The following is a 26,022-nucleotide window of genomic DNA, read 5'->3' as shown; positions in this document are numbered from 1 at the left end:
TTACGCAGCGGCTTGCGCTACCGCCCGGGCATTCTGCAAACGCCGGGTGAGCATCGCGACGCTCACTACCAACAACCCGCACAGGCTGATGACCATGGCCATCGGCATGGCGCTGCCGTCGTGCAGGATTGCCACCAGAGAAGCGGCGCCGGATGCAACGCTGAATTGCAAGCAGCCCATCAGCGCCGACGCACTGCCGGCCCGCGCCCCTTGGCCGTTCATTGCACATGCCGAAGCGTTGGGCAGGATGCAACCGAGGCTGGCGATGCAGATGAACAACGGAATCAATAGCGGCCACAGCGCTTCGGTGTGCAGCGCACTGACCGCCAGCAATGCCACACCCGCCAACAGATACACCCACACTGCACGCGCCAGCAGAAAGGCCGGGCCGCGTTTGGCCAATAGCCGCGCATTGACCTGAGCCACCAGAATGAAACCCGCCGCGTTGGTGCCGAACAACCAGCCGAAATGCTCGGCCGGCACGCCGTAAAGTTTGATGAAGACGAACGGCGAGCCGGCGATGTAGGAAAACATCCCGGCGACGGCGATACCCCCGGTCAGGGCGTGGCCGAGAAATACCCGATCCTTGAACAGCCGCCCGTACTGACGCAGTGCACCGGACAACGGCTGGCGCGGCACATGGTCAGGCAGACTTTCCGGCAGACCGAGGGCCACGGCCAAGCCCGCCAATGCACTGAACCCGGTCAACACCAGGAAGATCGACTGCCAGCCTGTGGTGTTGACCAGCAGCCCGCCCAGCATCGGCGCCAGAATCGGTGCCAGGCCCATCACCAGCATCAATTGCGAGAACACCTTCGCCGAGCCCACCGCATCGCATTTGTCGCTGACCACCGCCCGGGCAATCACCATCCCCGCGCAACCGCCCAGCGCCTGGACAAAACGCGCGCCGATGAGCCATTCGAGATTCGGTGCATAAGCACAGGCCAGTGACGCCAGGGTGAACAGCGCAACGCCGGTGAGCAGCGGAATCCGCCGACCGAAACGATCTGCCACCGGGCCGTATAAAAGCTGACCAATGGACAGGCCGAGGAAATAGGCCGCCAAGGTCAACTGGACGTGTTTTTCATCGGTGCCAAAGGCCAGCGCCATCGACGGGAATGCCGGCAGATAGAAGTCGATCGCTAAAGGACCGAAGGCGCTCAAGGCGCCAAGGATCAGAATGGTACGGAGGTTCATCAGGCATCCAGGTTGGCAAGTCGGCAGCCCGACAGTCTAGCCGCGCCCGGACGCCTTGAACATTCCGATAGCTCGCTAACTATAAAAACCTCAGGCCAGTTTTGCCGGATAGCCTTCTTCGCTGATGATCGCGATGACCTGTTCTGCGCTCAGCGCACTTTCGACGCCGACTTCTTTGGCAGCCAGATCGACGTGCACACTGGCCGCCGGATCCTTGGACTGCAGGGCTTGAGTGACGGCTTTGACGCAGTGACCGCAGGACATGCCTTGAACATTGAACACTTGCATGGAGTGACTCCTTTGAGTGAGGTTGTCGGCAGTCTCGAGCTTGCCACGATGGTAAGGTCAAGTTCTTGAATAAACTGCCGGGCTGGCAATCGGCGCCGCGCTCGGCCAAGCTGCATGCATCTATGACATGAACTCAGGAGATTCAGCCATGCGCTGGTCAGCTTTCAGCCTGTTTGGCTTTCTCAGTCTTTTTGCCGCTTTCCCTTCGGCGCACGCCGCCGGAGAGGACTACGGGGTGCTGATCATTTCCCGCGAGCGCCTGGAAGTGGCGACCTCCTGCGAGATTGGCGTGTATATCCAGGATCAATTGTCGGCGCGGCTGTTTCAGGAACAGAGCACCTCGTTCAACCTGCCGCCGGGCAATGTGTCGCTGCGTCTGAAACTGTTGCCGGGGCAAGTGCCGGGCTGCAATCCGGGATTGCTGGCGCCAGGTTCACAGAACATCACGCTCAAGGCCGGGGACGTGTTGAAGTTCCGGATTGCGATGGCGCAAGAAGGGATGTACCTCAAACCCGCCGCTCTCGGGTACTAAGTCGCTCCCACATGATCGTTCCCACGCTCCGCGTGGGAACGATCAACGGTAGAAGATTGGCGCTTGACCTTGCCCGCGTGGCAAGGTTGATCCTGTAGGCAACTTCTACCGGGAGCGTGACCAATGTCCGAATCCATCACTTTCGATCTGCCGATTGCCGGCATGACCTGCGCCAGTTGCGCCGGGCGTGTCGAGCGCGCCTTGAGCAAAGTCATCGGCGCCAGTGCCGTCAGCGTCAACCTCGCCACCGAACAGGCGCGAGTCCAGGCGCCCGGTGACAGTTTGCCGGCGTTGATGGCAGCCGTTGAGCGCGCCGGTTACAGCGTGCCGCAACAAAACATCGAGTTAAGCATCGACGGCATGACCTGCGCTTCCTGCGTGGGTCGCGTCGAGCGCGCCCTGAACAAAGTCCCGGGCGTTAAAAGCGTCAGCGTCAATCTGGCCAACGAACGCGCCCACCTCGAACTGCTCGGCCAGGTCGACTCACAAACCCTGCTCGACGCCGTGAGCAAGGCCGGTTACTCGGCCAGCATCTGGCAAGCCGAACATCCGCAAACCGATAACCAGCAACAGCGCCTGCAACATGAACGCTGGGCGCTGATCTGCGCCATCGCCCTCGCGCTACCATTGGTGTTGCCGATGTTACTGCAGCCATTCGGCATCCATTGGATGCTGCCGGCCTGGGTGCAATTCGCCCTCGCCACACCTGTGCAATTCATCTTCGGTGCGCGCTTTTACGTGGCCGCGTGGAAAGCCGTGCGCGCTGGCGCCGGCAACATGGACTTGCTCGTCGCGCTCGGCACCAGCGCCGGTTATGGCTTGAGTCTTTACGAGTGGGCGACCGCCGCCGGGCGCATGCCGCATCTGTATTTCGAAGCGTCGGCGGTGGTGATTGCACTGGTACTGCTCGGTAAATATCTGGAGAGCCGCGCCAAACGTCAGACCGCCAGCGCCATTCGCGCCCTCGAAGCCTTGCGTCCGGAGCGGGCGATTCAAGTGATCGATGGCCGCGAACAGGACGTCGCCATCAGCGCCCTGCGCCTGAACGATCAGGTACTGGTCAAACCCGGCGAGCGTTTCCCGGTCGACGGTGAAGTGCTGGAAGGCCAAAGCCACGCCGACGAAGCCTTGATCAGCGGCGAAAGCCTGCCGGTGCCGAAACAACCGGGTGATAAAGTCACCGGCGGCGCGATCAACGGTGAAGGCCGCTTGCTGGTGCGCACCACCGTCCTTGGCGCGGAAAGCGTGCTGGCGCGGATCATTCGTCTGGTCGAAGACGCTCAAGCAGCAAAAGCACCGATCCAGAAACTGGTGGATAAAGTCAGCCAGGTGTTCGTGCCGACAGTATTGGTGTTGGCCCTGGCGACGCTGATCGGCTGGTGGCTATACGGCGCGCCGCTGGAAACCGCGCTGATCAATGCTGTCGCGGTATTGGTCATCGCTTGCCCCTGTGCGCTCGGCCTCGCCACGCCGACCGCGATCATGGCCGGCACTGGCGTGGCCGCGCGTCACGGCATTCTGATCAAGGACGCCGAAGCCCTGGAACGTGCCCATGAAGTCAGCAACGTGGTGTTCGACAAAACCGGCACGCTGACCTCTGGCACGCCGCGCATCGCCCATTTCAGCGCGGTCGATGGCGACGAAAACACACTGCTGAAACTGGCCGGCGCGCTGCAACGTGGCAGTGAGCATCCGTTGGCCAAAGCCGTGCTGGATGCGGCCGCTGAACGTGATCTGAAGGTGCCCGACGTCAGCGATAGCCAATCCCTGACCGGTCGCGGCATCGCCGGCAGCCTTGACGGTCGGCGTCTGGCGCTGGGCAATCGGCGGATGCTCGAAGAAAGTGGTTTGAGCACCGGCAGTCTGGCTGACTCTGCGCAAGCCTGGGAAGCCGAGGGCCGCACCCTTTCATGGCTGATCGAACAAAGTCCGCAGCCGCGCGTACTCGGTCTGTTCGCTTTCGGTGACACGTTGAAACCCGGCGCACTGGAGGCGGTGCAACAACTCGCCGCCCGAGATATCCACAGCCATCTGCTGACCGGCGACAACCGTGGCAGCGCGCGCGTCGTGGCCGAGGCTCTGGGCATCAAAAATGTTCACGCCGAAGTATTGCCGGCGGACAAAGCCGCCACCGTTGCCGAGCTGAAGAAAACCGGCGTGGTCGCCATGGTCGGCGACGGTATCAACGACGCCCCGGCACTCGCGGCGGCGGACATCGGCATCGCCATGGGCGGTGGCACCGACGTGGCCATGCATGCGGCTGGCATCACCCTGATGCGCGGTGATCCACGGCTGGTGCCGGCGGCGCTGGAAATCAGCCGCAAGACCTACGCGAAGATCCGCCAGAACCTGTTCTGGGCCTTCGTCTACAACCTGATCGGCATTCCGCTGGCGGCGTTCGGCTTCCTCAACCCGGTGCTGGCCGGTGCGGCGATGGCGCTGTCGAGCGTCAGCGTGGTGAGCAATGCGCTACTGTTGAAAACCTGGAAACCCAAGGATCTGGAGGAGCACCGATGAACATCGGCCAAGCGGCCCGCCACAGTGGCCTGAGCGCGAAAATGATCCGTTATTACGAGTCGATCGGTTTGCTCAAAGCGGCCCATCGTACTGACAGCGGTTATCGGATTTACGGCGATGATGACTTGCACACATTGGCCTTCATCAAGCGTTCGCGGGACCTGGGGTTTTCTCTGGAGGAAGTCGGCAAGCTGCTGACGCTCTGGCAGGACCGGCAACGGGCCAGCGCCGATGTGAATGCCTTGGCGCGGCAGCACATCGACGAGTTGAACCAGAAGATCCGCGAGCTGGGCCAGTTGCGCGACACCCTGCAGGATCTGGTCGAACACTGCCAGGGCGACCATCGCCCCGACTGCCCGATCCTCAAGGAGCTGGCGTCGGGCTGCTGCGCAACACCCGCCCGCGCCTGAGCGCCAATACTTTCACCGTGAGCAAGGTGCCCAGGGGAATGCCGTGGAACAGCATGACCACGGCACCGGGCGTCCACCATTGGTAGAACGGCGCAGCGATCAGCATACCGATGCCGAACCCGGTCATTTGCAACAGCGTCAGGAAGCTGAAGATCGGCAGACGCAAATCCTCGGGCTCACGTTGTAGCCGCGAGAGCAGACCGACCTCGGAAAAGCCATCTCCCAGTCCCGCCGGCAACGAAAACAGCAACAACCCGAACAGACTGTGCTGCTGGAACATCAGGATAAAACCGCAAGACATCAGCGCCACGCCGAAGAAAAACCGCCGTTCCAGGTGAATGTTGTCCGAGCCTTTCAGGCGGCTGGCGATACGCGCTCCGAGCAGTTTGCCACTGGCCCACACCGCCAGCATCAAGCCCAATGTGGTACTTGCCGAATCCGGTGACAGCAGTTTTGAAATGATCGGAAAACCGACGTTGTGCGCGGCGCTGCCCAAGGTGTCGGCCATCGTCACGGCAAGCATTGCGGCAATCACCGGGGCACTGCGCAGACCTTGCCTGAGGGCTGACCACTCGCCGCGTGCGGATTTTTCATTGAGGGTCGGGGTGTCGAAACGCAGCGGCACAATCAACAACGCTGCCAGCAAGTAGGTCAGCGCGTTTAGCGCGAACACCACTTCAAAACCGAAACCGGCCACCAGCAATCCCGAAACCAGACTGCCGCCAACCATCGCCGCCGATGAGGCCGAGGTGATCCAGGCGTTGGTCTTGAGCAAATGCGCAGGCTCAATCAAGCGCGGCAACTGGCTATTGAGACCGATGGCGAACATCGAATTGCCCAGGCCCAGGCCGAAGGCGATAAACGGCAACAGCAGCGCTTGCTGGCTGACCGGCACAATCAACAGCAAACCGAGCACGCCGGCGCGCAGCAGATCGAACGCGATCAGCGGCAGACGACCGCTGAAGCGTCGGTAAAACCCCGTGCCGATCAGACTGGCGAAGATCCCGCCACCGACGCGGCTGGCCAGGAAGATGCCGACGCTCATTGCGCTGTTGCTCAGCAGATAGACGTAAGTGGCCAGCGCAACCATGTTGAGGAAGGCGCCGAAATCGGAAATCAGCCGGGCGGTGATGATCAGGTGGGCGTTGCGGGGGCTGGTCACATACATTCCTTGTAGGAGCTGCCGAAGGCTGCGATCTCTTGATCTTGCCCTTAAAAAACAGGATCGAAAGATCGCAGCCTTCGGCAGCTCCTACAAGGGGTAATGCAAATATAAAAAAACCCGGCCGAAGCCGGGTTTTTTGTTACGCAATCACTGCATCCACGGTGGCGGCGGTGGTTCATCCGACTTGCCCTTGGGCTCGTCGTCTGCCGCACGAATCGCTTGCTTGCGCTCTTCGTCCAGCCGCGCCGCTTCGATCTCACGCAGCACCCCGCCAACATCGGCCAGATCCTCCGGATCGTCGAACTCGCCGGTCAGCACGCTGGCCGGGTGCAAAGTGCCGGCTTCGTACAACGCCCACATTTCCTTGGCGTACTTGGTCTTCTTCAGTTCCGGCGCGAAACGGCCGAAATACGAAGCCATGTTGCCAACGTCACGTTCGAGCATGCTGAACGCGTGGTTGTTGCCCGCAGCATCCACCGCTTGCGGCAGGTCGATGATGACCGGCCCGGTCGGTGTCAGCAGCACGTTGAACTCGGAGAGGTCACCGTGCACCAGACCGGTACACAACATCAGCACGATCTGCGAAATCAGGAACGCGTGATACTCGCGCGCCTGATCCGGCTCCAGCACCACGTCGTTCAGACGCGGTGCCGCCTCGCCGAATTCGTCGGCCACCAGTTCCATCAACAGCACGCCGTCGAGGAAATCGTAAGGCTTGGGTACGCGTACCCCGGCACTGGCCAGACGGAACAGCGCCGCAACCTCGGCGTTCTGCCAGGCATCCTCGGTCTCTTTGCGACCGAACTTTGAGCCCTTGGCCATCGCGCGAGCCTGTCGGCTGTTGCGAACCTTGCGGCCTTCCTGATACTCGGCCGCCTGGCGGAAACTACGTTTGTTCGCCTCCTTGTAGACCTTTGCGCAACGTAACTGATTGCCGCAGCGCACCACATAAACAGCTGCTTCTTTACCACTCATCAGTGGGCGCAGCACTTCGTCGACCAGACCGTCCTCGATCAGGGGTTCAATGCGTTTTGGAGTCTTCATCAGCTTTTATTGTGGGTCCTTTATTACCAAACACGCGAATGTCACTCGTTATACGGCAATCCTCGCATCACGGGGAGGGGTTGCCGACCTGTGAACCGTGAAGATGCACACACTGTGCCGGAAAATCGACCGCTGCGAATGATAGCTGAGCCTGTCGGGAATGTTGGTAAATGACGTTGAGGGCATTTGCGACAGAATCTGACACGGCTCACTCCTGCGATGGGATTGTGGTCAGCGTTCAATAATTGCAGTTACCCCTTGCCCGCCCGCCGCACAAATCGAAATCAATCCCCGCCCCTTGCCCGCCGCATCCAGCAACTTCGCCAAATTCGCGACAATCCGCCCACCGGTCGCAGCAAACGGATGCCCCGCCGCCAGCGAGCTGCCTTTCACGTTGAGTCGGCTGCGGTCGATCGAACCCAGCGGCGCATCCAACCCCAACCGGGTTTTGCAGTATTCGGGATCTTCCCAGGCCTTGAGCGTGCACAAAACCTGCGCGGCGAACGCTTCATGAATTTCGTAATAGTCAAAATCCTGCAGGGTCAGCCCATTACGCGCCAGCAGCCTTGGCACCGCATACACCGGCGCCATCAGCAGCCCCTCGGCGCCGTTGACGAAGTCCACCGCCGCCGCTTCGCCATCGCGCAGGTACGCGAGGATCGGCAAGCCGCGTTCCTTCGCCCATTCCTCACTGCCGAGCAGCACCACGGAAGCGCCGTCGGTGAGTGGCGTGGAGTTGCCCGCTGTCAGCGTGCCTTTGGCGCTTTTTTCGAAGGCCGGTTTCAGCGAGGCGAGTTTTTCCAGGGTCAGATCAGGGCGCAAATTGTTGTCGCGGGTCAGACCGAGGAACGGTGTCATCAGGTCGTTATGCCAACCCTCGCTGTAGGAAGCCGCGAGTTTGTGATGGCTTTCGAGGGCCAGTTGATCCTGATCCTCGCGAGGAATATTCCAGGTCTGCGCCATCAGCTCACAATGTTCGCCCATCGACAGGCCGGTGCGCGTTTCGCCGTTGCGCGGGAATTCCGGGATCAGGTGTTTGGGGCGCAGTTGCAGGAAAGTCTTCAGTTTGTCGCCAGTGGTCTTGGCGCGATTGGCTTGCAGAAGGATCTTGCGCAGACCTTCGCTGACGCTGATCGGCGCGTCCGACGTGGTGTCGACGCCGCCAGCGATGCCGCAATCGATCTGGCCAAGGGCGATTTTGTTGGCCACCAGCAACGCGGCTTCAAGGCCGGTGCCGCAGGCTTGCTGGATATCGTAGGCCGGGGTGGCCGGTGACAGGCGCGAGCCGAGCACGCATTCGCGGGTCAGGTTCATATCCCGTGACAATTTAAGTACTGCACCCGCCACCACCTCGCCGATGCGCTGGCCGTGCAGGTTGTAGCGTTCGATCAGGCCTTCAAGGGCTGCGGTGAGCATCGCCTGATTGCTGGCAGCGGCGTACGGTCCGTTGGAACGGGCGAAAGGGATACGGTTACCGCCGATGATCGCGACGCGGCGCAGCTGACTCATGAAAAGCTCCTTGTTAAATGATCGAAATTTCACGCAGCCCCCCTGTGGGAGCGAGCCTGTGGTGAGGGGATTTATCCCCGATGGGACGCGCAGCGGCCCCAAATTCTGCAATCGCGGTTTATCAGGCAAATCGCGTCCGCAGGTCAGGGGCCGCTGCGCACCCCATCGGGGATAAATCCCCTCGCCACATAAACTGCTCTCCCACAGCTTCCGCATTTATCTGCAAGACCTGCTAAACCTCAGTGTTCTAGCGTAGGCCTTATTGCGTGGATCGAACGATTGATTGCCGTGAGTAGTCCACACTTTGAACCCCAACTTTTGGAGAGCGTTCCATGTCTGACCGCTATATCGACTTCGCCAACTCGTCCATCGGCCATCGTCTGGTCGGGGCACTGGGCCTGCCGTCGCCGGTGCGACTGGAGCGCTGGCAGGCCGGACGCCTGCGGCCGGTGGAAGGTGCGCTGCTGATCGGCGGCGGGCCGCTGGCCGAGCGCGTCAGCGCGTTTGCCAACCGTTTGACCGAGGGGATTTATCGCTACGGCGAGCAACCGGCGACGGCCACCGAATGGATTCCCGGCCTCGGCCCGAAACTCAAAGCCGTGGTCTTCGACGCCAGTGATTTGCAGCACACCGACCAGCTCAAGCAACTGCGCGAGTTCTTTCAGCCCCTGATGAAGAATCTTGATCACAGTGCCCATCTGGTGATTCTCGGCCGTGCGCCGGAAACCCTGCGCGATCCGTTCGCCGCCAGTGCCCAACGGGCCCTGGAAGGTTTTTCCCGCTCGCTGGCGAAAGAGCTGCGCAGCGGCGGCACCCTGCAATTGATCTATGTTGGCGAAGGCGCCGAAGATCAACTGGAAGGCCCGCTGCGGTTTTTCCTCTCGCCGAAAAGTGCCTTCGTGTCCGGGCAAGTGATTCGCCTGACTGCGTGTGCCACGCCCGTGACGGACTGGACGCGACCATTGGCCGGGCGCAAGGCGCTGGTCACCGGCGCGGCACGTGGTATCGGCGCATCGATTGCCGAAACCCTGGCACGCGATGGCGCTGAGGTGATTCTGCTCGATGTACCGCCGGCCAAGACCGATCTCGAAGCCCTCGCTGCACGCCTTGGCGGGCGCAGCATCACCCTCGATATCTGCGCCGAAGATGCCGCCGCGCAACTGATCGAACAATTGCCGGACGGTCTCGACATTCTCGTGCACAACGCCGGGATCACCCGCGACAAGACCTTGGCCAACATGACCCCGGAATTCTGGGACGCGGTGCTGGCGGTCAACCTCAACGCCCCGCAAGTGCTGACCAAAGCCCTGCTCGACAGCGGCACGTTGCACGACAACGCGCGGGTGGTTTTGCTCGCCTCGATCAGCGGGATCGCCGGCAATCGCGGGCAAACCAACTACGCCGCAAGCAAGGCCGGTTTGATCGGTCTTGCCCAAGCCTGGGCGCCGACGCTGCTGGAACGCGGCATCAGCATCAACGCCGTGGCCCCCGGTTTCATCGAAACCCAGATGACCGCGCACATCCCCTTTGGCCTGCGTGAAGCCGGGCGACGCATGAGTTCCCTGGGCCAGGGTGGCTTGCCGCAAGACGTCGCCGAAGCCGTCGCGTGGCTGGCGCAACCGGGCACCGGCGCGTTCACCGGGCAGGCGCTGCGGGTCTGTGGACAAAGTGTTCTGGGGGCTTAGGCATGAGCATCGAATGGCACACACTGGAACGCGAACCGAGTCTGCCCGGGCTGTATGCGCGGGCAGCGACGCGTCGCAAAATCACCGGCACGCAACTGCCCGACAGCGGCCTGCGCTGTTTAGTCGATGTCGATGGCAAACGCCTGGCGAACTACCGCAAGGTCTGCGGTTTTGCCGACGACGGCCTGCTGCCGCCGACTTATCCACACATCCTCGCGTTTGCCTTGCAGATGCAATTGCTCACGGCGAAAGATTTTCCGTTTCCGCTGCTGGGGCTCATTCATATGAGCAACCGTATTCGCGTGCTGCGCCCGATGGGTGGGATCAGTCGTGCGCAAGTCAGCGTCCGCGTGCACAACCTGCAACCGCATCCCAAGGGCGCGACGTTCGATCTGCTGACCACGCTGGATGATCAACTCGGGCCGTTGTGGGAAGCCGAAAGTCAGATGCTCTGCCGCGGGGTGAAACTTGACGGTGAGCCTGTCGAGCAGAATTGGGAATCGACCCAGGCGCTGGTGGAAACAGCGAAGTGGCAAGCCCCGGCAGACATTGGCCGGCAATACGCCAAAGTGTCGGGCGACTACAACCCGATCCACTTGAGTGCGGCCAGCGCCAAGCTGTTCGGCTTTCCCACGGCCATCGCCCACGGTTTGTGGAACAAGGCGCGCACGCTGGCGGCGTTGGCGGATCACTTGCCCAAGGCCAATCTGGAGATCACTGTGCACTTTCGCAAACCGGTGCGATTGCCAAGCGAAGTGACGTTGCTGGCGAGCGCGGCGGGGTCGAGTGGCGAGTTGCGGCTGATGGGCGCTGGAGACCTGGAACATATGGTGGGGAATTGGCAGCCGATCGCCTGATCCACATAAAGCTCAATGAAAGCAGCCTATGTGTGAAGGCCTCTGTGGCGAGGGATTTATCCCCGATCGGCGGCGCAGCCGTCGCAAACCTGCGCACAGGGTATATCTGCCCCACCCCGCTCCCAGGTTTTTGGGGCGGCTGCGCCACCCATCGGGGATAAATCCCCTCGCCACAAGAGCCTCTTTCAACACAGAGCTCTGGCATCCTGGGAGAAGGACAGCCTGTTAATTGTGTATATATCACTTAAGTTTTTACGCGACCTGTCCCCTTCCCCGATAAATACCAGGCCTTGATTCTAAAGGCTTTTTTTGCCCTTCTATACCTTGGGTATTAGTCCTTAGGCGCTGTGCATCGCCTTATGTATAAAGGCGTTAATACCAACTTGAGAATGGCGTGAATCCGCCCCCGGATCGAGATTGGCACCACGGACGAGGCATCACCGACAACAGATCGGTGAGCCATCGAAAACGACGAATGTTGTTACAGGTGCAAGGAATCTCGATCATGAAAACTCAAGACGTGTGGTGCAAATCGGCAATCGCTCTGGCATTGATCCTTTCCCTCGGCCTCACCGGTTGCAGCAGCGGCGGTGGCGGTCATAAGAGCAGTTCCGGCAGTTCCTCTCCGGCAACCAGCACCGATGGTACCGGAGGCACAGGCGGAACCGGAGGGACCGGGGATACTGCCGGTACAGGTGGAACCGGTGGGACAGGCGGTACAGGTGGAACTGGCGGTACCCCGACCGATCCAACCAACCCAACCAATCCGACAGACCCGACCAATCCGACCAATCCATCCACCCCGGCTGCACTGGTGACGACCACCCTTGTGCAGGATGTCGGCAAAACGGTCAGCGGCGTCGGCGACGGCGTCGGCCAGATTGGTGACTCCTTGAGCACCGTGCCTGTGGTCGGTGGCGTAGTGCAGAGCGCGGCCAACACCGCCGGCAACGTGGTCACGACTTTGGGCGATGGCGTGGCCAATGGCATCGGCAAGCTGGCCACTGATCCCAAAGGCCTGACCACCACCGTGGCCTCGGTCGGTGGCGTCGTAACGGATGTCGGCGATGGCGTGTCCGACCTCAGCGGCAAACTGGCCACCGCGACCAGCAGCGTTCCCGTGGTCGGCGGCGTGGTCACTAAAGTCGCACCGGTACTCGATGGCGTAGGGGAGAAAGTCACCATGCTCGGCGACACCCTCAACACCACCCTCAGCAACGGCCCGACCAGCCAATTGACCAATAAAGTCGGCAGCGGCCTGGTGCCGGTGATTGCCATGGTTGAAAGCACCACCGACAAAATCGGTGATGCCACCGGTCTGGGCGACCCGCTCAAAGGCGTGATCCAGAAAGTCGGCAGCACCGTTGATGGTGTCGGCGACAAAGTCACCGACGCGGGTAACGGCAATGCCCTGACCAACACCCTCGGCGGCGCACTGAGCAATGTCGGTACGGCGGCGGGCAAGGCTGGCGGCCTGGTGTCCAACGGCACCGGTTCAGGGAGTGGCGGTATCGGCGGTGGCCTCGGCGGCACTGGCTTACTGCAAACCGTCGGCGGCGCAGTCGTCAACGTTGGCACAGGCTTGAACGCCGGTAATACCAACGGCGTGGTCAGTGCCGGTGGTGTCACTGCTGGCGGGCTGGGCAATACCATCGCCTCGCTGAACACAGTTCTGGGTGGCTCGGGCGCACCGATCACAGCGACAACCTCACCACTGGCCACCGTTGGCGCCACACTGGGCGGCGCGCTGAATCCAGTCACCAGTGGCGTCACCACCGTGACCCAACAACTCGGCGCGGCGACCGGCCTCGGCTCGCCAGTCGCTGGTCTCACCGGCCAGGTCGGCGGCGCGGTCAGCAACCTCGGTGGCGCGATTGCTGCCACCAACAACCCGGTCACTACAGCTGTCGGTGGCCTGGTCAATAACGTTGGCGGCACCGTCGCAGCGGTCGGCGGTCTGGTTAACGGTGGCACCACAACGGGCGGCACCACTGGCGGATTGGGCGGCGTACTCGGTGGTTTGACCGGCGCTCTGGGAGGCAACAAACGCTAAATTGCACCTGGCCGATTCGACGGCCTCACCTACAGCGCCTACGCTTGGTTGAAGGCGGAAGATTCCAACGAGTCTTCCGCTTTTTTCTTAGGAAAAAATCAGCCCTCGCTGTGATCTGACCATGGAGTGTCCTATGCGCGTTATGGCATCCCTGCTGTTCCTCAGTCTCAGTTCCACCGCCCTCGCCGACACCCTGCCCAGCTTTCTCAATAGCAACGAAACCATTCGTAACCTGCCCGTGCCGAATCTGCCGGCCGATGCCTATCGCCCGGCTGCCGCGCCGCTGCAAGTGCCTGACCCCGGCGCGACCGCCGCGCAACCGTTGTTGATGGAGACCAAAGTCAATCTCAAGACGGTGCAGATCGAAGGCGGGACAATCTATCCACTCAACGAACTGGCTGATATCTACAAGCCACTGATCGGCCGCGAGGCCAGCCTCGCCGACCTGATCGAAGCCACACGTACCATCACCCGCCGCTACCAACAGGACGGCTACCTGTTGTCTTACGCCTTCCTGCCGCAACAGAGTTTCGATGACGGCGTGGCGCGGGTGGTGCTGGTTGAAGGCTATGTGCGCGACGTGCAGATGCAGGGCGATGTCGGCCGAGTCAAAGGCCTGCTCGACAAGCTGGCGGCGAAAATTCAGGCCGAACGGCCGCTGACCCGCAAGACCTTCGAGCGCTACACCACGTTGATGACGCGCATTCCCGGCGTGACCATCCAGGCCCAGGTACCACCGCCGGGCACCACCGACGGCGCCACGACACTCGTCGCCCAGGCCAGCCGCAAACCGTTCACCAGCACACTGAGCACCACCGAGGACAACCGCAACGGCCCCCAGGCCTTGCTCGGCGTCAGCAGTAACTCGCAGACCTCCATGGGTGAACAACTGAGCCTCAGCGGTCTGTTCCCACCCGGTGACGACCACGAACGTTACTACCGCCTCGACTACAGCCAGTTCCTCGACGCCGAAGGCACGCAACTGAATCTGTCGGCCTCACGTTATCGCGCCGACCCCGGCACGGAAGTGTTGATCAACGGTGGCGGACGCCTGGATACCCATCGCGAAAACGACCGATATTCCATCGGCTTCAACGTGCCGTTGATTGCCGCATCCAACGAACTGCTGACCGCCGGCTCGCGCCTGTATGCGGTCAATGACAAGACTCGCTACGACGGCATCAACTTCCCGTTCAGCACGGAGTTCCGCACCGACATCCGCGCCCTCGCCTTCGAAGGCGACTGGCGCAAGGCCGATGCACGGCAACTGCGAATCCTCAGCGCCGGGGTTTATCAGGGCTTCGACAGCTTGGGCGCGAAGACCAATTCCAGCGATATCGATCTGGATTTCTTCCGTGTGCGGCTCTCTGGCGTACAGAGCGACAAGTTCCTCGACAACTGGCAAGGCGTGCTGTCGGCGGCGTTGTACTGGAGCGACGACACCTTGCCCGACAGTGAACGGGCGGTGTTCGGCGGGCAGAATTTCGGTCGCGGCTATCCCGATGATCAGGCGTCCGGCGACAAGGGTTGGGGGGTGGCTTACGAGGTCAACTACAGCTTCAACCGCGACGGCAACTGGGTGCGAATCCTCCAGCCGTACGTCGTGCTCGATCGTTCGCGCAGTTGGTTCAATGAACTGCCGGTGCAAGCCAACAATCTGTCATCGGCGGCGATCGGTCTGAGGTTTGGCGATGCCAAGTACTACAACATTGCACTGGAGGCGGCGAAGGCGATGTCGGATGAAGCGCTGGATACGTTCAATCGCAAGCCGCGGTACAGCATCAGTTTCAGTTATCAGTTGTAGATAGGCGGCGCTTGTCATACCGCTTTCGCGAGCAGGCTCACTCCTACAGGGGAACGCATTCCAAATGTAGGAGTGAGCCTGCTCGCGATGAACGATAACGCGGTTTTTTCTGCGGATCAGGTTTGCGGGTCGACCCGATCCAGCGCCCGGTTCACCGCCAGTTCGGCGAGCATGACAATTTGCTGGATGCCCAACACGGTGCTGCGTTGCGCGCCGCTCAGTTCATTGGCGAAGTTGCTGGCCGCTGTGCTGGCGCTGGCCAGTGATTCGCAGGCGTGGGCGAGCAGGCTTTCGGTGTCGACACTCGGATTGACGAGGAACATCGTGCTCGGCTGGCGCGGGTTTTTCGGCTCGGGGCAGAGATAGAAATCGAGCGCGCGCTTGATCGCTTCGCGGTTTTTCGCTTGGTCATCGGCGCGGATGGCGTCGGCGAGTGGGGTGGTTTCGAGGGGTGGATCGGGAATCAGTTTGTCCATGAAAAACTCCTACTTGGCTGAAGGAGCCACCTGTTGTCGTTTCCACACGACAAAAAGGTGGCAGCTGTACGCGGGGTGGAAATACCGATAAGTAGGCAACCGGCCAGACCGAAGTCTGCCCACGCACAGCCGCCGCGACGCAGTTTGCAGACGAACGAAGACGTCGGCAACGATTACGGTGCTGGTGCAATGCATCTACTTAACATTCAGGTTTCCACACCCGATCGCTGAGGTGTCAGCGACAGCCCAAGACTAGTGAGCGCACGTCCGACGGACAACCTGAAAACCTTGTGGGATGCTTCTGAGATTTCGATACACGATTAAACATCCCGACTTGAAATCCACTCCCTGTAGGAGCTGCCGCAGGCTGCGATCTTTTGATCTTGACCTTCAAAAATCAAAGTCAAAAGATCGCTGCCTGCGGCAGCTCCTACAAAGGTATGCGCGATTTTCAAGCCCATGTAGAACCTGTGGGAGCGAGCCTGCTCGCGATGAACGATAACGCGGTGAACCTGCTAGCCCCCCGAACCGCTATCGACCTCGCCACCCTGATCCTGATCAAAAAACTGCGGTATCTGATGCTCGTAGCTTTTCAGCCAGCGCTGCATCGCCAATTCCCGTTCAGTCGGCGTCACCGTCTGTACTTTCGGCGAGGCCACTTTGTTGCGGCTTTGCAGTTGCAGCCAGCCCTCGGTTTCCTGTTGCTGGGCCGAGGCCGGGCCGGCGTCGATGGCATGACCGGTGAGCGGCAGAGCCAACAGAGCAAGACAAAAAATCGCGGTTTTCATCACGGCTCTCCTTACTTGAGCATCGCTGTGACGGCGGCAGTGGCAGGGCTCGGGACTTTGAGTTTTTCCGCGCGGCTCTGAGCTTCGCTGAATTGCGTGGGGCTCAACCCGAAGCGGCTGACCAGTTCGGCGGCGCGGTTCCAATCGTCCTGATACAGCAACAGCGTCACCAGATTCAGCGCGGCCAATTTATCGCTTTGCTTGAGCTCCATGGCGGTGAGGAATTCAAAACGCGCGTCTTCGATGCGCAATTGATTGAGGTAAACCACGCCCAGATCGTTGCGGATTTTTTCATCGGTGGGCGCCAACCGTGCGGCGCGTTGCAGGTGCGCCTGTGCCTGACCGTAATCGGATCTGGCCGCCGCGAGCTGGCCCAGACCATGTTCGGCCTCGGCCGCCAAGCAGGTGCCGAGCAGGCTGCGATACAACGGTTCGGCCTCGCTGCGACCAAGCAAACGGTAAACCTTGGCCTTGCGCAACCGCACATCGGCGAGGTTGTCCGGCAGGCTTTGCAGGTTGGCCAGGCTGGCGTGGAGCTTGCCGTCTTTGGCCATGTCATCGGCCAGGTTCAACGACAGTTGCTGATCTGAACTGAGCTTGCCGCAACTGGCGCTGTTGGTCAGCGCTTCCCAGGGGTTCTGCCCGGTGCTGGCACAGCCACCGAGCAACAACAGACATGCACCGGCAATCATTGCTTTCATCACCACTCCTTCAAGCCCCCAAGGCCTTGGCCAGGGCAGTAAAGCCCGGGCCGGCGAGGACGATCAATAACGCCGGGAAGAGAAACAGCATCATCACGACGGACATTTTTGCGGACATCTTCGAGATGTATTCCTGCAGGCGCGTGAGGCGCCGGTCATCAAGCAGTTGCTTGAGCGAGAGCAGCGACTTCATCGCCCCGCCGCCCTGATGCAGCAACTGCTGAAGGATCACGCAGGTGTCGGTGAACTCGTCCACCGCGAGCAATTGCGTGGCTTTGTTCAGTTCCTCTCCCAGCTCAAGACCGGAGTCGACCCGCGCCAGCACCAGACGCAATTCCTGAGTCAGCACTGGCAGCAACGCCTGACTTTCGTAGCTCAACACGCGCAGCGCCTGCTCCACGGCCATGCCGGATTCGAAGAGGATGCGCAGCAGCGGCAGGAAGGTGCCGATCTCGGTCGACAGTTGTTTTTGCCGCCGCGCCACCGCCATCACCAGCAACCGTTTGGGCAACAAGTAGCCGACACCGAGGGCGAACAACGGCGCGATCCATTGTTTTTCTACGGTCGGAAAAAACACCGATTGCAGCAACACCGTCAGCGCCAGCAGTAACAACGGCGTACCGATCTGGCAGGCGGCGAACAGCGAGCGCTGACGAGCGCTGCGCCAGCCGAGACGGCTGAGTAACGTCTGGGTTTCGTTGTCGAGCTTGACGCTGCGCTGGCCGACCTGGCTCTCGCCGAGCACGTGCAACAGGTTGCCGAAACGGTTTTCGCGGATCAGGTCACCGTCCAGTCGCCGGCTGATCTGCCGCGCGCGGCGGCGTTGCTCCAGCAGGCTGGCGATCAGTAACAGGGCGGCGCCGAGCAACAACACGGCGCTGATCATCAGGGGTGTGGTCATAGGCTGCGCAACATCCGCCAGAGCAACAGACTGCCAATCACCTGCATGCCGAACGCCGTGGCCAGCATTCGCTGCCCGGACGGGTCGTGCCACATGGCGACCAGATAAATCGGATTGGCCATCAGGAAATACCCGGCCATGGCAATCGGCAGCAAGCCCAGCACCCACGCGGTAAGGCGGGTTTCGCCAGTCATGGCGCGCAACTGGCGCGAGGCCTGATCGCGCTCGCGGATCATCTTGATCAGGTTTTCCAGCAGTTCGCTGGCGTTGCCGCCATAGCGATGATTGACCTTGAGGCCGAGGGCGAACAGGCGAAACTCGTCCTTCTCGTAGAGCTCGGCCATGTCTGACATCGCGTCCGGCAAACTCACGCCCAACTGGACGTTGCGCTGCACACGGCCCATGGCGTTTTTCAGTGGATCTTCGCTGGCCTCGATGCCGCCGAGCACCGCATCGGCCAAGGTGCGACCAGACTTAAGACTGCGCACAGTGTGGTCGAGCAGTTGCGGCAATTGTTCGATCATCCGCCGCAAGCGCCGTTGATAGCGCCAACTGACATACAGGCGCAGCATCACTGGCGGCAACACCAGCAAAACCAGCAAACCGACCCATCCGGCCAAGGCAAAACCGATCAGGATCGCAAAGGCCCAGAGCAGCAGCCAGATACCGATGCGCTCGGTCGGACGGCCCAGTCCTGCGCGCAAAAAGGCCCGCTCAAGACTGGCCCAACGGGGCGAATCCGCCGTCAGTTGCGGCTGGCCCTGATTCAGTCGATCCAGTACCCGTTCGGCGCCACTCTGGCGCCAGCCGTTGTAGAACAGGCGCAGCGACAAACCGAGCAGGCCCAGGCAAATCACGATTAGCAGCAGCGGTTTGAGCATGCCGTGGCCCTCAGTGCGCCAGCGTCGGTTCGCGGCGCAACTTGTCGCCGGCCGGGTTCACTGCTTCGCGCAGGAAACCGAAACCTGTGCGGCGGTCGAGGCGGAACAAGGTGTTGGTGACGTAGACGTCATCACGCACGCCAACCACTTCCACCACTTCGCTGACGCAGCGGCGGCCATCGGGCATGCGGGTCAGTTGAATCACCACATCCAGTGCCGCGCAGATCATCTGGCGCAGGGTGCGTTCGGCGATGGTGCGCCCGGTCAGGCCGACCAGGGTTTCCAGGCGCAACAAGGCGTCCTGGGCGTTGTTGGCGTGCACGGTGCTCATCGAACCGTCGTGGCCGGTGTTCATGGCGGTGAGTACGTCGACCACTTCAACACCGCGAATCTCGCCGAGGATGATTCGGTCGGGGCGCATGCGCAGGGCGTTGCGGATCAGGTCACTGGCCTTGACCTCACCGTGGCCCTCGGCATTCGGCGGACGGGTTTCCAGGCGCACGACGTGCGGATGGCCGAGTTGCAACTCGGCGACGTCTTCGATGGTGACGAGGCGTTCGTGGGGGCTGATCAACTGGCTGAGGATGTTCAGCAGCGTGGTCTTGCCGGTACCGGTACCGCCGCTGACAAGAATGTTGCAGCGCTTGCCGACCGCCTCTTTTATGAAGTCGTAGATCGCCTGATCGATGGTTTGCATGGCCATCAGGTCAGTGCTCTTGAGCATGTCCTTGCGAAACTTACGAATCGACAGGCACGGGCCATCGAGGGCAATCGGCGGGATGATCGCGTTGACCCGACTGCCATCGGGCAGGCGCGCATCGACCATCGGCGAGGACTCGTCGAGACGTCGACCCAATGGTGCAAGGATGCGCTGCATGACCCGTTCGACGTGGTGGGCATCGATGAAGCGCAAGTCGCTCAGGTGCAATACGCCGTCGCGTTCGATAAACACCCGGTGCGGGCCGTTGACCAGAATCTCGGTCACCGCTGTGTCGCGCAGCAGCACTTCCAGCGGGCCGAAACCGGTCAGTTCATCGACGATCTCTTCGGCCAGACGCTCCATTTCATAACGGGAAATCGCCAGGTGCAGGCGTGCGATGTATTCGGCGACCTTGTCGATGACGAATTGCGAAAGCACCTGCCGCGAACCCTCCAGCAGGTTTTTCCCGGACTCTTCGATGGCATCGATGATGTAGCGGTGCAGCACCAGTTTCAGGCCATCGTGATCGGTGTTGCCGGTGGCGTGGCGCTGAGGGCCGCCGAACAATTGCTCGCCGTTCATGAGGTGCCTCGCAAGCGGTCGAACCAGGTGACTTTCGGTTTGGCCAGACTTTCCGAGCGTTTCGCCAAGCGTTCGCCAAGGGTGCGCAGACTTTGGCTGAGGGCTTCACGCGGGGCCAGTTCGAACAGGGTCACGCCCTGATTCTTGGCGTTGAGTCGAACTTCCGGGCTGTAGGCGAGTACGGCAATCACCTCCAGCCCGAAGGTCTTGCCGAGGGTGTCGGAATCGGGCGCAACGTTACGCAGATAGCGATCCACCAGCAGGCGACCGTGATCGAGTTTCATGCCCTTCTCGCGCCACAGATTGAGCACGGCGAGATTGCGCCGACAGTCGAGCACGTTCTGATCGGTGTACCACAGGAGTTTGTCGCAGTGACTGACGAAGGTGCGCAGCGCTTCGCTGTCGGGTTGCCCGGTGAGGTTGACCACGATGTGCTGGAAGTGTTGGCGCAGGGCGCTGAGCAACATGTACAACTCGGCGGCGCTGGTACGTTCCAGTGGCTCGTCGGAACCGGCGTAGGCGAGGATGCGCAGCCCTGCTTCGGCGCTGGTGAAGGCGCTGTCGATGAGGGTCGCGTCGAGGCGCCGCAGGTGGCGCAACGCATCGCCGAAATGAAACGAGCTCTCCAGCCCCAACAGCGCCAGACTGTCACCGCGCGGCAGGCCCAGATCGAGCAACAGGGTTTGCTGCCCGCTCTTCTGCACCACCAGCGCCATGTGGTTGGCGAGTAGCGCGCCGTCGGCGTCGCTCTGTACCCCGTAAAGCACGGTCAAACCGCCGAGTTGGGTGTTTGGTGTGACCGCCGGCAGGCGTTTACTCAGGCGTCGCACCAGCCCGGCGACTTCGCTGGAGCGCGAACCGTAGGCGACAAAATCCCGTGCCCCGGCGCGCATTGCATTCAGCACAAGTTGATTGTCCATACCGTCACCGAGGGCGACGATGGCGAGCATGGGTTTGGCTTCCAGCACGCCTTCGATCAGTGCGCTCTGGGCCACCAGATGCTCGCGGTCGAGACCGACGAAAACCAGGCTGGCAAAGGTCACGTCTACCAGCGCCAGCAGCTCGTCAAGACTGCCGCCGCCAGCGCTGACCACTTGCCCCAGCGGCGCCAGCGACCCTTGCAACCACTCAAGATCCGTGTCGTTGCGGGTGATGGCGAGGAAGGTCTGACTCAGGTTCTGGCTCATTGCGATAATCCGCTGCGTTTATCGAAGTTGCCGTTTTCGAGGAAGTACAGGCGATACCAGTTCGGGTCGTAGTTGCGCAGTTTTTCGCCGGGCAGCGACGGCAGCGGCGCATTGGCGGCCAGCGGCTGGACCAGGTGCGGCGTAACGATCATCAGCAACTCGCGCTCTTCACGGTTGATCGAGGAGTTGCGAAAGAACGCGCCGATGACCGGTATGTCGCCCAGCCCGGGAAATTTGTTCACCTGAGAAGCGTTCTGCGTGCTGATCAAACCGCTGATCACGAAACTCTCGCCATCGGCCAGGGAGATGCTGGTGTCGGTGCGGCGGATGGTGAACGCCGGCACCGTGGTGCCGCCGATGGTCACGCCGTTGTTGTAGTCGAGCTCGCTGACTTCCGGGGCGACCTTGAGGGCGATGCGATCACGGCTGACCACGGTCGGGGTCAGTGTCAGGCGGATGCCGAATTCCTTGTATTCGATGGAGTAGCTGTTGCTGTTGGCGCTCGGCACCGGGATCGGGATTTCGCCGCCGGCGAGAAAACTTGCGCTCTGCCCGCTCAACGCCACCAGGCTCGGCCGCGCCAGGGTGTAGGCAAAACCGCTGCCCTCCAGCGCATTGACGATGCCGAGGAATTTACTGCTGCCGCCGCCCCAGACGATGTTGAACATGTCGTTGGCCAACGGGATGCCGGGCACTGCGATACGCGGGTCGATGTTGGCCAACGGCACCACGCCGGGGGTGACGCCGGTGTTGGGCACGGTACCCGGTGCGCCAAACAGAAAGTTGTTCGAGCCTTTGCCGTAAATCGACGTGCCCGCCTCCTTGAGTTTGGTACGACTGACTTCGACGAAGCGGATGTCGGTCTGTACTTGCGACGGCAAGTTCGGGTCTTCGGAGGCCGGCAGCGAGACCGTAGTCATGGCCGCACTGGCCTTGCCCTGCACGAACACCATACTTTGGCGCGGGGCGCTGGAACAGGTGCTCCAGATCATCAGCGTGGTGGCGCCGGGGCCGACACCCGTGAGCAACACCGCGTTATCGCCGGTCACCCGCACGTCGGCGATTTTCGGATCGCCCACTGCCACCCGGGTGATCGCGACCGGCGATTGCAACGCCTGTTGCAAACCTTCGCCGACCTCCAGCACCGAAGGCAACGGGCCGAGCGCGGCGCAATTGCCGGCGGCGGCGACGGCACTGCCGATCGAGGCAACACTCAGCAGCGAGGCCCGAAACAAGCCGTTGAACAGGGGCGTGAAGCATGTGCGCATGTAAAGGCGTCCTTGCTCGATTCAGGGAGTGGGTTGTGCGGTTTCAGCACCGCGGATAACTTCCACGGTCGGTTTGCGCGCCGCCGGTTGACCGGCCACGGCCATGGGTTTGGGTGGAGCGGTGAGGGACAATTGACTGAACTCGACCAGCTCGCGCCGAGGCGTGTCGAGTTGAGTGGCGACATCGTTTTCGCCGGCCCAATATTTCGCCAGTTGCTGTTCATCGGCACTGCGCACCGCGAGGCGCAACACCCCGGCGCTGGACGCCAGCATCAAGCGGCTGACCAGTGGTTCCGGCACTGCCAGCACCACACTGCGGGCGGCCATGCGCTGTTGTTCCTGTTTGAGTCGCTCGTCATCACTGCGCGCCGGGCCGGCGGATTGGCCGTCGTTGGTCAGGCCCATCTGGCTGCCGACGCCGAGTACGCGCACGGCCGTCACCACCCGTTGCGCCGAGGCCTGCGGATGGTTTTCGTCCTTGCGCAAGAACAGCAACACATCGACGTAATCGCCGGGGGCCAATTGCCCGCCGGCGTTGATCACTTCATCCACCGCCACCGCCAGTGCCCGCTCACCGGGACGGATCATCCGCGCCAAAGGGCTGCCCGGCTGGAAGCTTTCATCACTGAGCCAACTGCCGGCGCTCAAGGGCCGCCATGGTGTGCGGCCGATGACCTGATCGACATTGCCCAGGCTGCCGGCCGGCGCGGTGCGCAGTTTTTCCACGGCCACATCGGCGGCGGTGATCTTCACGAAAGGCGGGATGTCGCGCAGCAACACAACGACGGGCTGACGCGTTGGATCTTCAACAGGTTCGGTGCTGGCGACGGGGATTGCGGCTGGCGCCACGGCGGGAGCCGCAACCGGTTCGGCCACCGGCGGCCGGCTCAAGGTGAGCCCCCAATACCCGGCAATGATGGCGCCTACCAGAAACAACCCGGCCAGACCCAGAGTGACGCGACTGTTCATGACGGCTCTCCCTTTCCCGCTGCGTTTTGTCTCTCATGCAATGACCCGTGACTTCCAACGAGATAACTTCGCAATCAGGCAGCTATGAACAAGCAACTATTTCGCTATTTGACGGTAGCGCAGCCAGAACAAAACGCCATTACGAACAGCAAAAAATCCAACGAAAGTAGCGGCTTGAAGCGCCAAATGTCGTTTTCTGCCGTTAAACGGCGAACTACTACTTAGGTATTAATCTGTTCTTACAGTTGTAGGCTCGGGATTTGCCAACAATGCTGATGCTGGCACAGGGAGATCATGTTGCGAACACGCAACACCTGGTGTGCTCAAGGAGAATTCTCATGTCGTATTCGCGCATTGTTCAAAAGATCAAATCCGAGATCGCGTTCTTCAGAGGCCTGGCCAAAGACACCGAAGGCGCCTCCGCCATCGAATATGCGTTGGTGGTCGGCCTGGTGGCACTGGTGATTGCCGCGTTCGGTAACGGTATTGGCACTCAGGTCACCGCAATCCTGACCGCCATCCAGACCGCGCTCACTCCAACCCCATGATCGGACCGATAACTTGTCAATGCGGCCATTGAGTTCTAACGTCAGCACTCAGTCCATTGCAGGTGTTGCCCATGAACTCCTCACATACTCCGCGCCAGCAGTTGCTCCTCGTCGACGATGAAGAGGACGCACTGCTGGAGCTTGCGGAGTTGCTGGAGGGCGAAGGGTTCATCTGTCATACGGCAACGTCGGTGAAACTCGCCCTGCATCACCTGACCCGCCATCCCGATATCGCCCTGGTGATTACCGATCTGCGCATGCCGGAAGAAAGCGGCATCTCGCTGATCAAGCGCCTGCGTGAACACACCTCGCGCCAGCATCTTCCGGTGATCGTCACTTCGGGGCATGCAGACATGGAAGACGTCAGCGATATGCTGCGCCTGCAGGTGCTGGACCTGTTCCGTAAACCGATCTATCACGTGCGCTTGCTGGAAACCCTGGACAACCTGTTTCCCAAGTCCAAGGCCAACATCGGTTGAGGGGTTTGACCCCGCTCAATGGGCGGGGTCATCAGCAATCAGTGCGCGGTCACCCGTTGACGCAGTCCTGAACTGCTCGGCGACAACGCAAGGGCTAACTGGGTGCGGTTATGCATGTGCGTCAGGCGCAAGACCTGCGAGACATACAGCTTGACGGTGTTCTCGGTGATCCCCAATTCACAGGCAATCTGATAGTTGGTCTGGCCCTTGCCCACCAACCGGGCAACGTCCAGCTGACGCGGCGACAACTGATTGAAAATCGTCGGTATCTCCACCGCCCCTTCGGCATCACCCGCCCCCTCGTCCCTCACAGGCGCAGGGCCGCGGCGGACTTTGTCGAGGTCCTGGTAAAGATCGTCGATCGACTCGGAGAGGAATTGCAGCTTCTGATTCAGGTTGCCCAGTTGCAGGGTTTTCTGCCGTTCCTGCAACGCCACTTCCTGGCGCTGCAAACCCTGGAGCAGTTCGTTCAGATCAATCGGTTTCTGGTAGTAGTCGGCAATCCCGGCGCGCAAAGCTTTGATCACGTCCTGCTTGTCGGCACGGCCGGTGAGCATGATCGCTTCAAAGGCCCGATGCTTGCCCGATAAACGTTGCAGTTCCTGCACCAGTTGAATGCCATCCATGTCCGGCATATGCAGGTCACACAGCACCAGACCGATGGCGGTGTCTTCGATAAATTGCTCGATCGCCTGCTTGCTCGATATGCAAGGCACACAACGGTAGCCGCTGCTCTCAATGAATTCGCAGAGTTCTTCGACAATCAGCGGCTGATCATCGACCACCAGAACTTTTACCGCAGACGTAAGCTTGTTCACTTGCCACTCCATGCCCAGGCCAAAGGCTGACCGTTCCTGTACTTACAGCGCGAGGCTGTACAACGTTGATTTGAAAATAGACGCACTTTCCGACTATGTACATAGCAGTAGTGACAGGTGGCGACTAGCGGATCCAAAGCAACGCCAGGATTGTCCCAACCAGCACGAACGGCGCAAATGGCAGCTTTTTTGACTTTTCTGGAGCCATATATCGAAGACGTTCTCTAAGCCCTTGACTCATATGCAGCCAGAGTTTTGGCACCAGCAATAACCAGATCGCACTGGTCAGCGCTGCGCCGATAAACGCGCCAAGCAGGTGTGCACCGTCCGTCGCCAGCGCCAAGGCTGTCATTAGTTTCACATCACCGGCGCCAAAATGTTTCAACACGTAACCAGGAAGGGATAGCGCCAGGGCCAGCAGGACAGCCCAGCCCGCCTGCGTGGCTTCAGCGCCGAGCCAGGTAGTGCCGGTGATCAGCAAATACCCCAACGCCAACCCGCCAACTCCCAGGGTCAGCCCGTTGCCGATATGCCGTTGGCGGGCATCCTGTGCCGCGCAAAGGGTCAGCCAAATCAGTAGGACAAAGCTGTGCATGCGGTAAAAAACGTCCGTTTTGGCCGATTGATTCTATGCTGAGATTACGTAGTGATTGTCAGGGTAGA

General features: G+C 61.0%; 25 protein-coding genes. 9 read left to right on the top strand and 16 right to left on the bottom strand.

Annotated elements, in window-relative coordinates:
* Both ACA074_RS03405 and ACA074_RS03400 read right to left on the bottom strand, forming a co-directional pair.
* Positions 1 to 1,197, bottom strand: coding sequence for a multidrug effflux MFS transporter (locus tag ACA074_RS03405; protein WP_489880631.1), 1,197 nt, complete (start codon positions 1,195 to 1,197; stop codon positions 1 to 3).
* A gap of 90 nt (positions 1,198 to 1,287) precedes the next feature.
* Entirely contained in the window at positions 1,288 to 1,485 is a 198-nt protein-coding gene (locus ACA074_RS03400; protein WP_401268749.1) for a heavy-metal-associated domain-containing protein, read from the bottom strand.
* Between the two features lie 148 nt (positions 1,486 to 1,633).
* Between ACA074_RS03400 and ACA074_RS03395 the strand changes: the two genes are divergently transcribed.
* The 3 genes from ACA074_RS03395 to cueR all read left to right on the top strand — a co-directional run bounded on the left by ACA074_RS03395 (position 1,634) and on the right by cueR (position 4,944).
* Positions 1,634 to 2,017, top strand: coding sequence for a hypothetical protein (locus tag ACA074_RS03395; RefSeq protein ID WP_489880633.1), 384 nt, complete (start codon positions 1,634 to 1,636; stop codon positions 2,015 to 2,017).
* Between the two features lie 123 nt (positions 2,018 to 2,140).
* Positions 2,141 to 4,534, top strand: a complete 2,394-nt coding sequence (cueA, locus tag ACA074_RS03390; RefSeq protein ID WP_497678442.1) for a copper resistance metal-translocating P1-type ATPase CueA — start codon at positions 2,141 to 2,143, stop codon at positions 4,532 to 4,534.
* Positions 4,531 to 4,944, top strand: coding sequence for a Cu(I)-responsive transcriptional regulator (gene cueR, locus ACA074_RS03385; protein WP_497678441.1), 414 nt, complete (start codon positions 4,531 to 4,533; stop codon positions 4,942 to 4,944). Before cueA ends, cueR begins: the two co-directional genes overlap by 4 nt.
* Here cueR and ACA074_RS03380 read toward each other — a convergent pair.
* From ACA074_RS03380 to ACA074_RS03370, 3 genes are all read right to left on the bottom strand, one after another.
* The gene (locus tag ACA074_RS03380; RefSeq protein ID WP_489880635.1) at positions 4,898 to 6,112 is read right to left on the bottom strand and encodes an MFS transporter; all 1,215 of its coding nucleotides are present in this window, start codon (positions 6,110 to 6,112) and stop codon (positions 4,898 to 4,900) included. The two genes, cueR and ACA074_RS03380, sit on opposite strands and share 47 nt — an antisense overlap.
* A 144-nt stretch (positions 6,113 to 6,256) precedes the next feature.
* A complete protein-coding gene (locus ACA074_RS03375) occupies positions 6,257 to 7,153 on the bottom strand; it encodes a PA4780 family RIO1-like protein kinase (RefSeq protein ID WP_187681148.1) in 897 nt (298 codons plus the stop codon).
* Between the two features lie 231 nt (positions 7,154 to 7,384).
* Complete coding sequence (locus tag ACA074_RS03370) at positions 7,385 to 8,662, bottom strand: acetyl-CoA C-acetyltransferase (RefSeq protein WP_187681149.1); 1,278 nt, start codon at positions 8,660 to 8,662, stop codon at positions 7,385 to 7,387.
* Between the two features lie 332 nt (positions 8,663 to 8,994).
* Here ACA074_RS03370 and ACA074_RS03365 point away from each other — a divergent pair, with 332 nt between their 5' ends.
* From ACA074_RS03365 to ACA074_RS03350, 4 genes are all read left to right on the top strand, one after another.
* Positions 8,995 to 10,347 (top strand): 3-oxoacyl-ACP reductase, encoded by a 1,353-nt coding sequence (locus ACA074_RS03365; protein WP_401268762.1) that lies wholly within the window; start codon positions 8,995 to 8,997, stop codon positions 10,345 to 10,347.
* Positions 10,348 to 10,349: 2 nt separating this feature from the next.
* Positions 10,350 to 11,204 carry a MaoC family dehydratase gene (locus tag ACA074_RS03360; protein WP_497678440.1) on the top strand — a complete coding sequence of 285 codons (855 nt, stop codon included), beginning with the start codon at positions 10,350 to 10,352 and terminating at the stop codon, positions 11,202 to 11,204.
* Positions 11,205 to 11,709: 505 nt separating this feature from the next.
* On the top strand, positions 11,710 to 13,257 hold the full coding sequence (locus ACA074_RS03355; protein ID WP_497678439.1) for a collagen-like triple helix repeat-containing protein: 1,548 nt from the start codon (positions 11,710 to 11,712) through the stop codon (positions 13,255 to 13,257).
* A 133-nt stretch (positions 13,258 to 13,390) separates the two neighbouring features.
* Positions 13,391 to 15,061 carry a ShlB/FhaC/HecB family hemolysin secretion/activation protein gene (locus tag ACA074_RS03350; protein WP_489880639.1) on the top strand — a complete coding sequence of 557 codons (1,671 nt, stop codon included), beginning with the start codon at positions 13,391 to 13,393 and terminating at the stop codon, positions 15,059 to 15,061.
* A 116-nt stretch (positions 15,062 to 15,177) separates the two neighbouring features.
* Here the strand turns inward: ACA074_RS03350 and ACA074_RS03345 are convergent, their stop codons facing one another.
* The 9 genes from ACA074_RS03345 to cpaB all read right to left on the bottom strand — a co-directional run bounded on the left by ACA074_RS03345 (position 15,178) and on the right by cpaB (position 23,514).
* Positions 15,178 to 15,537: a DUF6124 family protein gene (locus tag ACA074_RS03345; protein WP_187681154.1), complete on the bottom strand. Its 360-nt coding sequence runs from the start codon at positions 15,535 to 15,537 to the stop codon at positions 15,178 to 15,180.
* 515 nt (positions 15,538 to 16,052) lie between these two features.
* Positions 16,053 to 16,325: a DUF3613 domain-containing protein gene (locus ACA074_RS03340; RefSeq protein WP_187678492.1), complete on the bottom strand. Its 273-nt coding sequence runs from the start codon at positions 16,323 to 16,325 to the stop codon at positions 16,053 to 16,055.
* 11 nt (positions 16,326 to 16,336) lie between these two features.
* The gene (locus ACA074_RS03335; protein WP_187678493.1) at positions 16,337 to 17,026 is read right to left on the bottom strand and encodes a tetratricopeptide repeat protein; all 690 of its coding nucleotides are present in this window, start codon (positions 17,024 to 17,026) and stop codon (positions 16,337 to 16,339) included.
* A 10-nt stretch (positions 17,027 to 17,036) separates the two neighbouring features.
* The gene (locus ACA074_RS03330) at positions 17,037 to 17,927 is read right to left on the bottom strand and encodes a type II secretion system F family protein (RefSeq protein WP_497678438.1); all 891 of its coding nucleotides are present in this window, start codon (positions 17,925 to 17,927) and stop codon (positions 17,037 to 17,039) included.
* Complete coding sequence (locus ACA074_RS03325; protein WP_497678437.1) at positions 17,924 to 18,808, bottom strand: type II secretion system F family protein; 885 nt, start codon at positions 18,806 to 18,808, stop codon at positions 17,924 to 17,926. Before ACA074_RS03325 ends, ACA074_RS03330 begins: the two co-directional genes overlap by 4 nt.
* A gap of 10 nt (positions 18,809 to 18,818) precedes the next feature.
* Entirely contained in the window at positions 18,819 to 20,090 is a 1,272-nt protein-coding gene (locus tag ACA074_RS03320) for a TadA family conjugal transfer-associated ATPase (protein WP_401268782.1), read from the bottom strand.
* The gene (locus tag ACA074_RS03315) at positions 20,087 to 21,277 is read right to left on the bottom strand and encodes a CpaE/TadZ family protein (RefSeq protein ID WP_187678497.1); all 1,191 of its coding nucleotides are present in this window, start codon (positions 21,275 to 21,277) and stop codon (positions 20,087 to 20,089) included. Before ACA074_RS03315 ends, ACA074_RS03320 begins: the two co-directional genes overlap by 4 nt.
* Positions 21,274 to 22,545 carry a type II and III secretion system protein family protein gene (locus ACA074_RS03310; protein ID WP_489880641.1) on the bottom strand — a complete coding sequence of 424 codons (1,272 nt, stop codon included), beginning with the start codon at positions 22,543 to 22,545 and terminating at the stop codon, positions 21,274 to 21,276. Before ACA074_RS03310 ends, ACA074_RS03315 begins: the two co-directional genes overlap by 4 nt.
* Before the next feature lie 21 nt (positions 22,546 to 22,566).
* A complete protein-coding gene (gene cpaB, locus ACA074_RS03305) occupies positions 22,567 to 23,514 on the bottom strand; it encodes a Flp pilus assembly protein CpaB (protein ID WP_497678436.1) in 948 nt (315 codons plus the stop codon).
* 338 nt (positions 23,515 to 23,852) lie between these two features.
* Between cpaB and ACA074_RS03300 the strand changes: the two genes are divergently transcribed.
* Together ACA074_RS03300 and ACA074_RS03295 are read left to right on the top strand one after the other, a co-directional pair.
* Positions 23,853 to 24,062 carry a Flp family type IVb pilin gene (locus ACA074_RS03300; RefSeq protein WP_489880642.1) on the top strand — a complete coding sequence of 70 codons (210 nt, stop codon included), beginning with the start codon at positions 23,853 to 23,855 and terminating at the stop codon, positions 24,060 to 24,062.
* A 71-nt stretch (positions 24,063 to 24,133) separates the two neighbouring features.
* Positions 24,134 to 24,541 carry a response regulator gene (locus ACA074_RS03295; protein ID WP_401268794.1) on the top strand — a complete coding sequence of 136 codons (408 nt, stop codon included), beginning with the start codon at positions 24,134 to 24,136 and terminating at the stop codon, positions 24,539 to 24,541.
* 38 nt (positions 24,542 to 24,579) lie between these two features.
* Here the strand turns inward: ACA074_RS03295 and ACA074_RS03290 are convergent, their stop codons facing one another.
* Together ACA074_RS03290 and ACA074_RS03285 are read right to left on the bottom strand one after the other, a co-directional pair.
* On the bottom strand, positions 24,580 to 25,359 hold the full coding sequence (locus ACA074_RS03290; protein ID WP_497678435.1) for a response regulator: 780 nt from the start codon (positions 25,357 to 25,359) through the stop codon (positions 24,580 to 24,582).
* Between the two features lie 124 nt (positions 25,360 to 25,483).
* Positions 25,484 to 25,954 (bottom strand): prepilin peptidase, encoded by a 471-nt coding sequence (locus ACA074_RS03285; RefSeq protein ID WP_401268798.1) that lies wholly within the window; start codon positions 25,952 to 25,954, stop codon positions 25,484 to 25,486.
* Between the last annotated feature and the right edge of the window lie 68 nt (positions 25,955 to 26,022).

The sequence above is a fragment of the Pseudomonas sp. LBUM1655 genome (assembly GCF_059716085.1).
The sequence above is the reverse complement of the archived record's forward strand: the minus strand, read 5'-3'. Positions and strand labels throughout refer to the sequence as shown.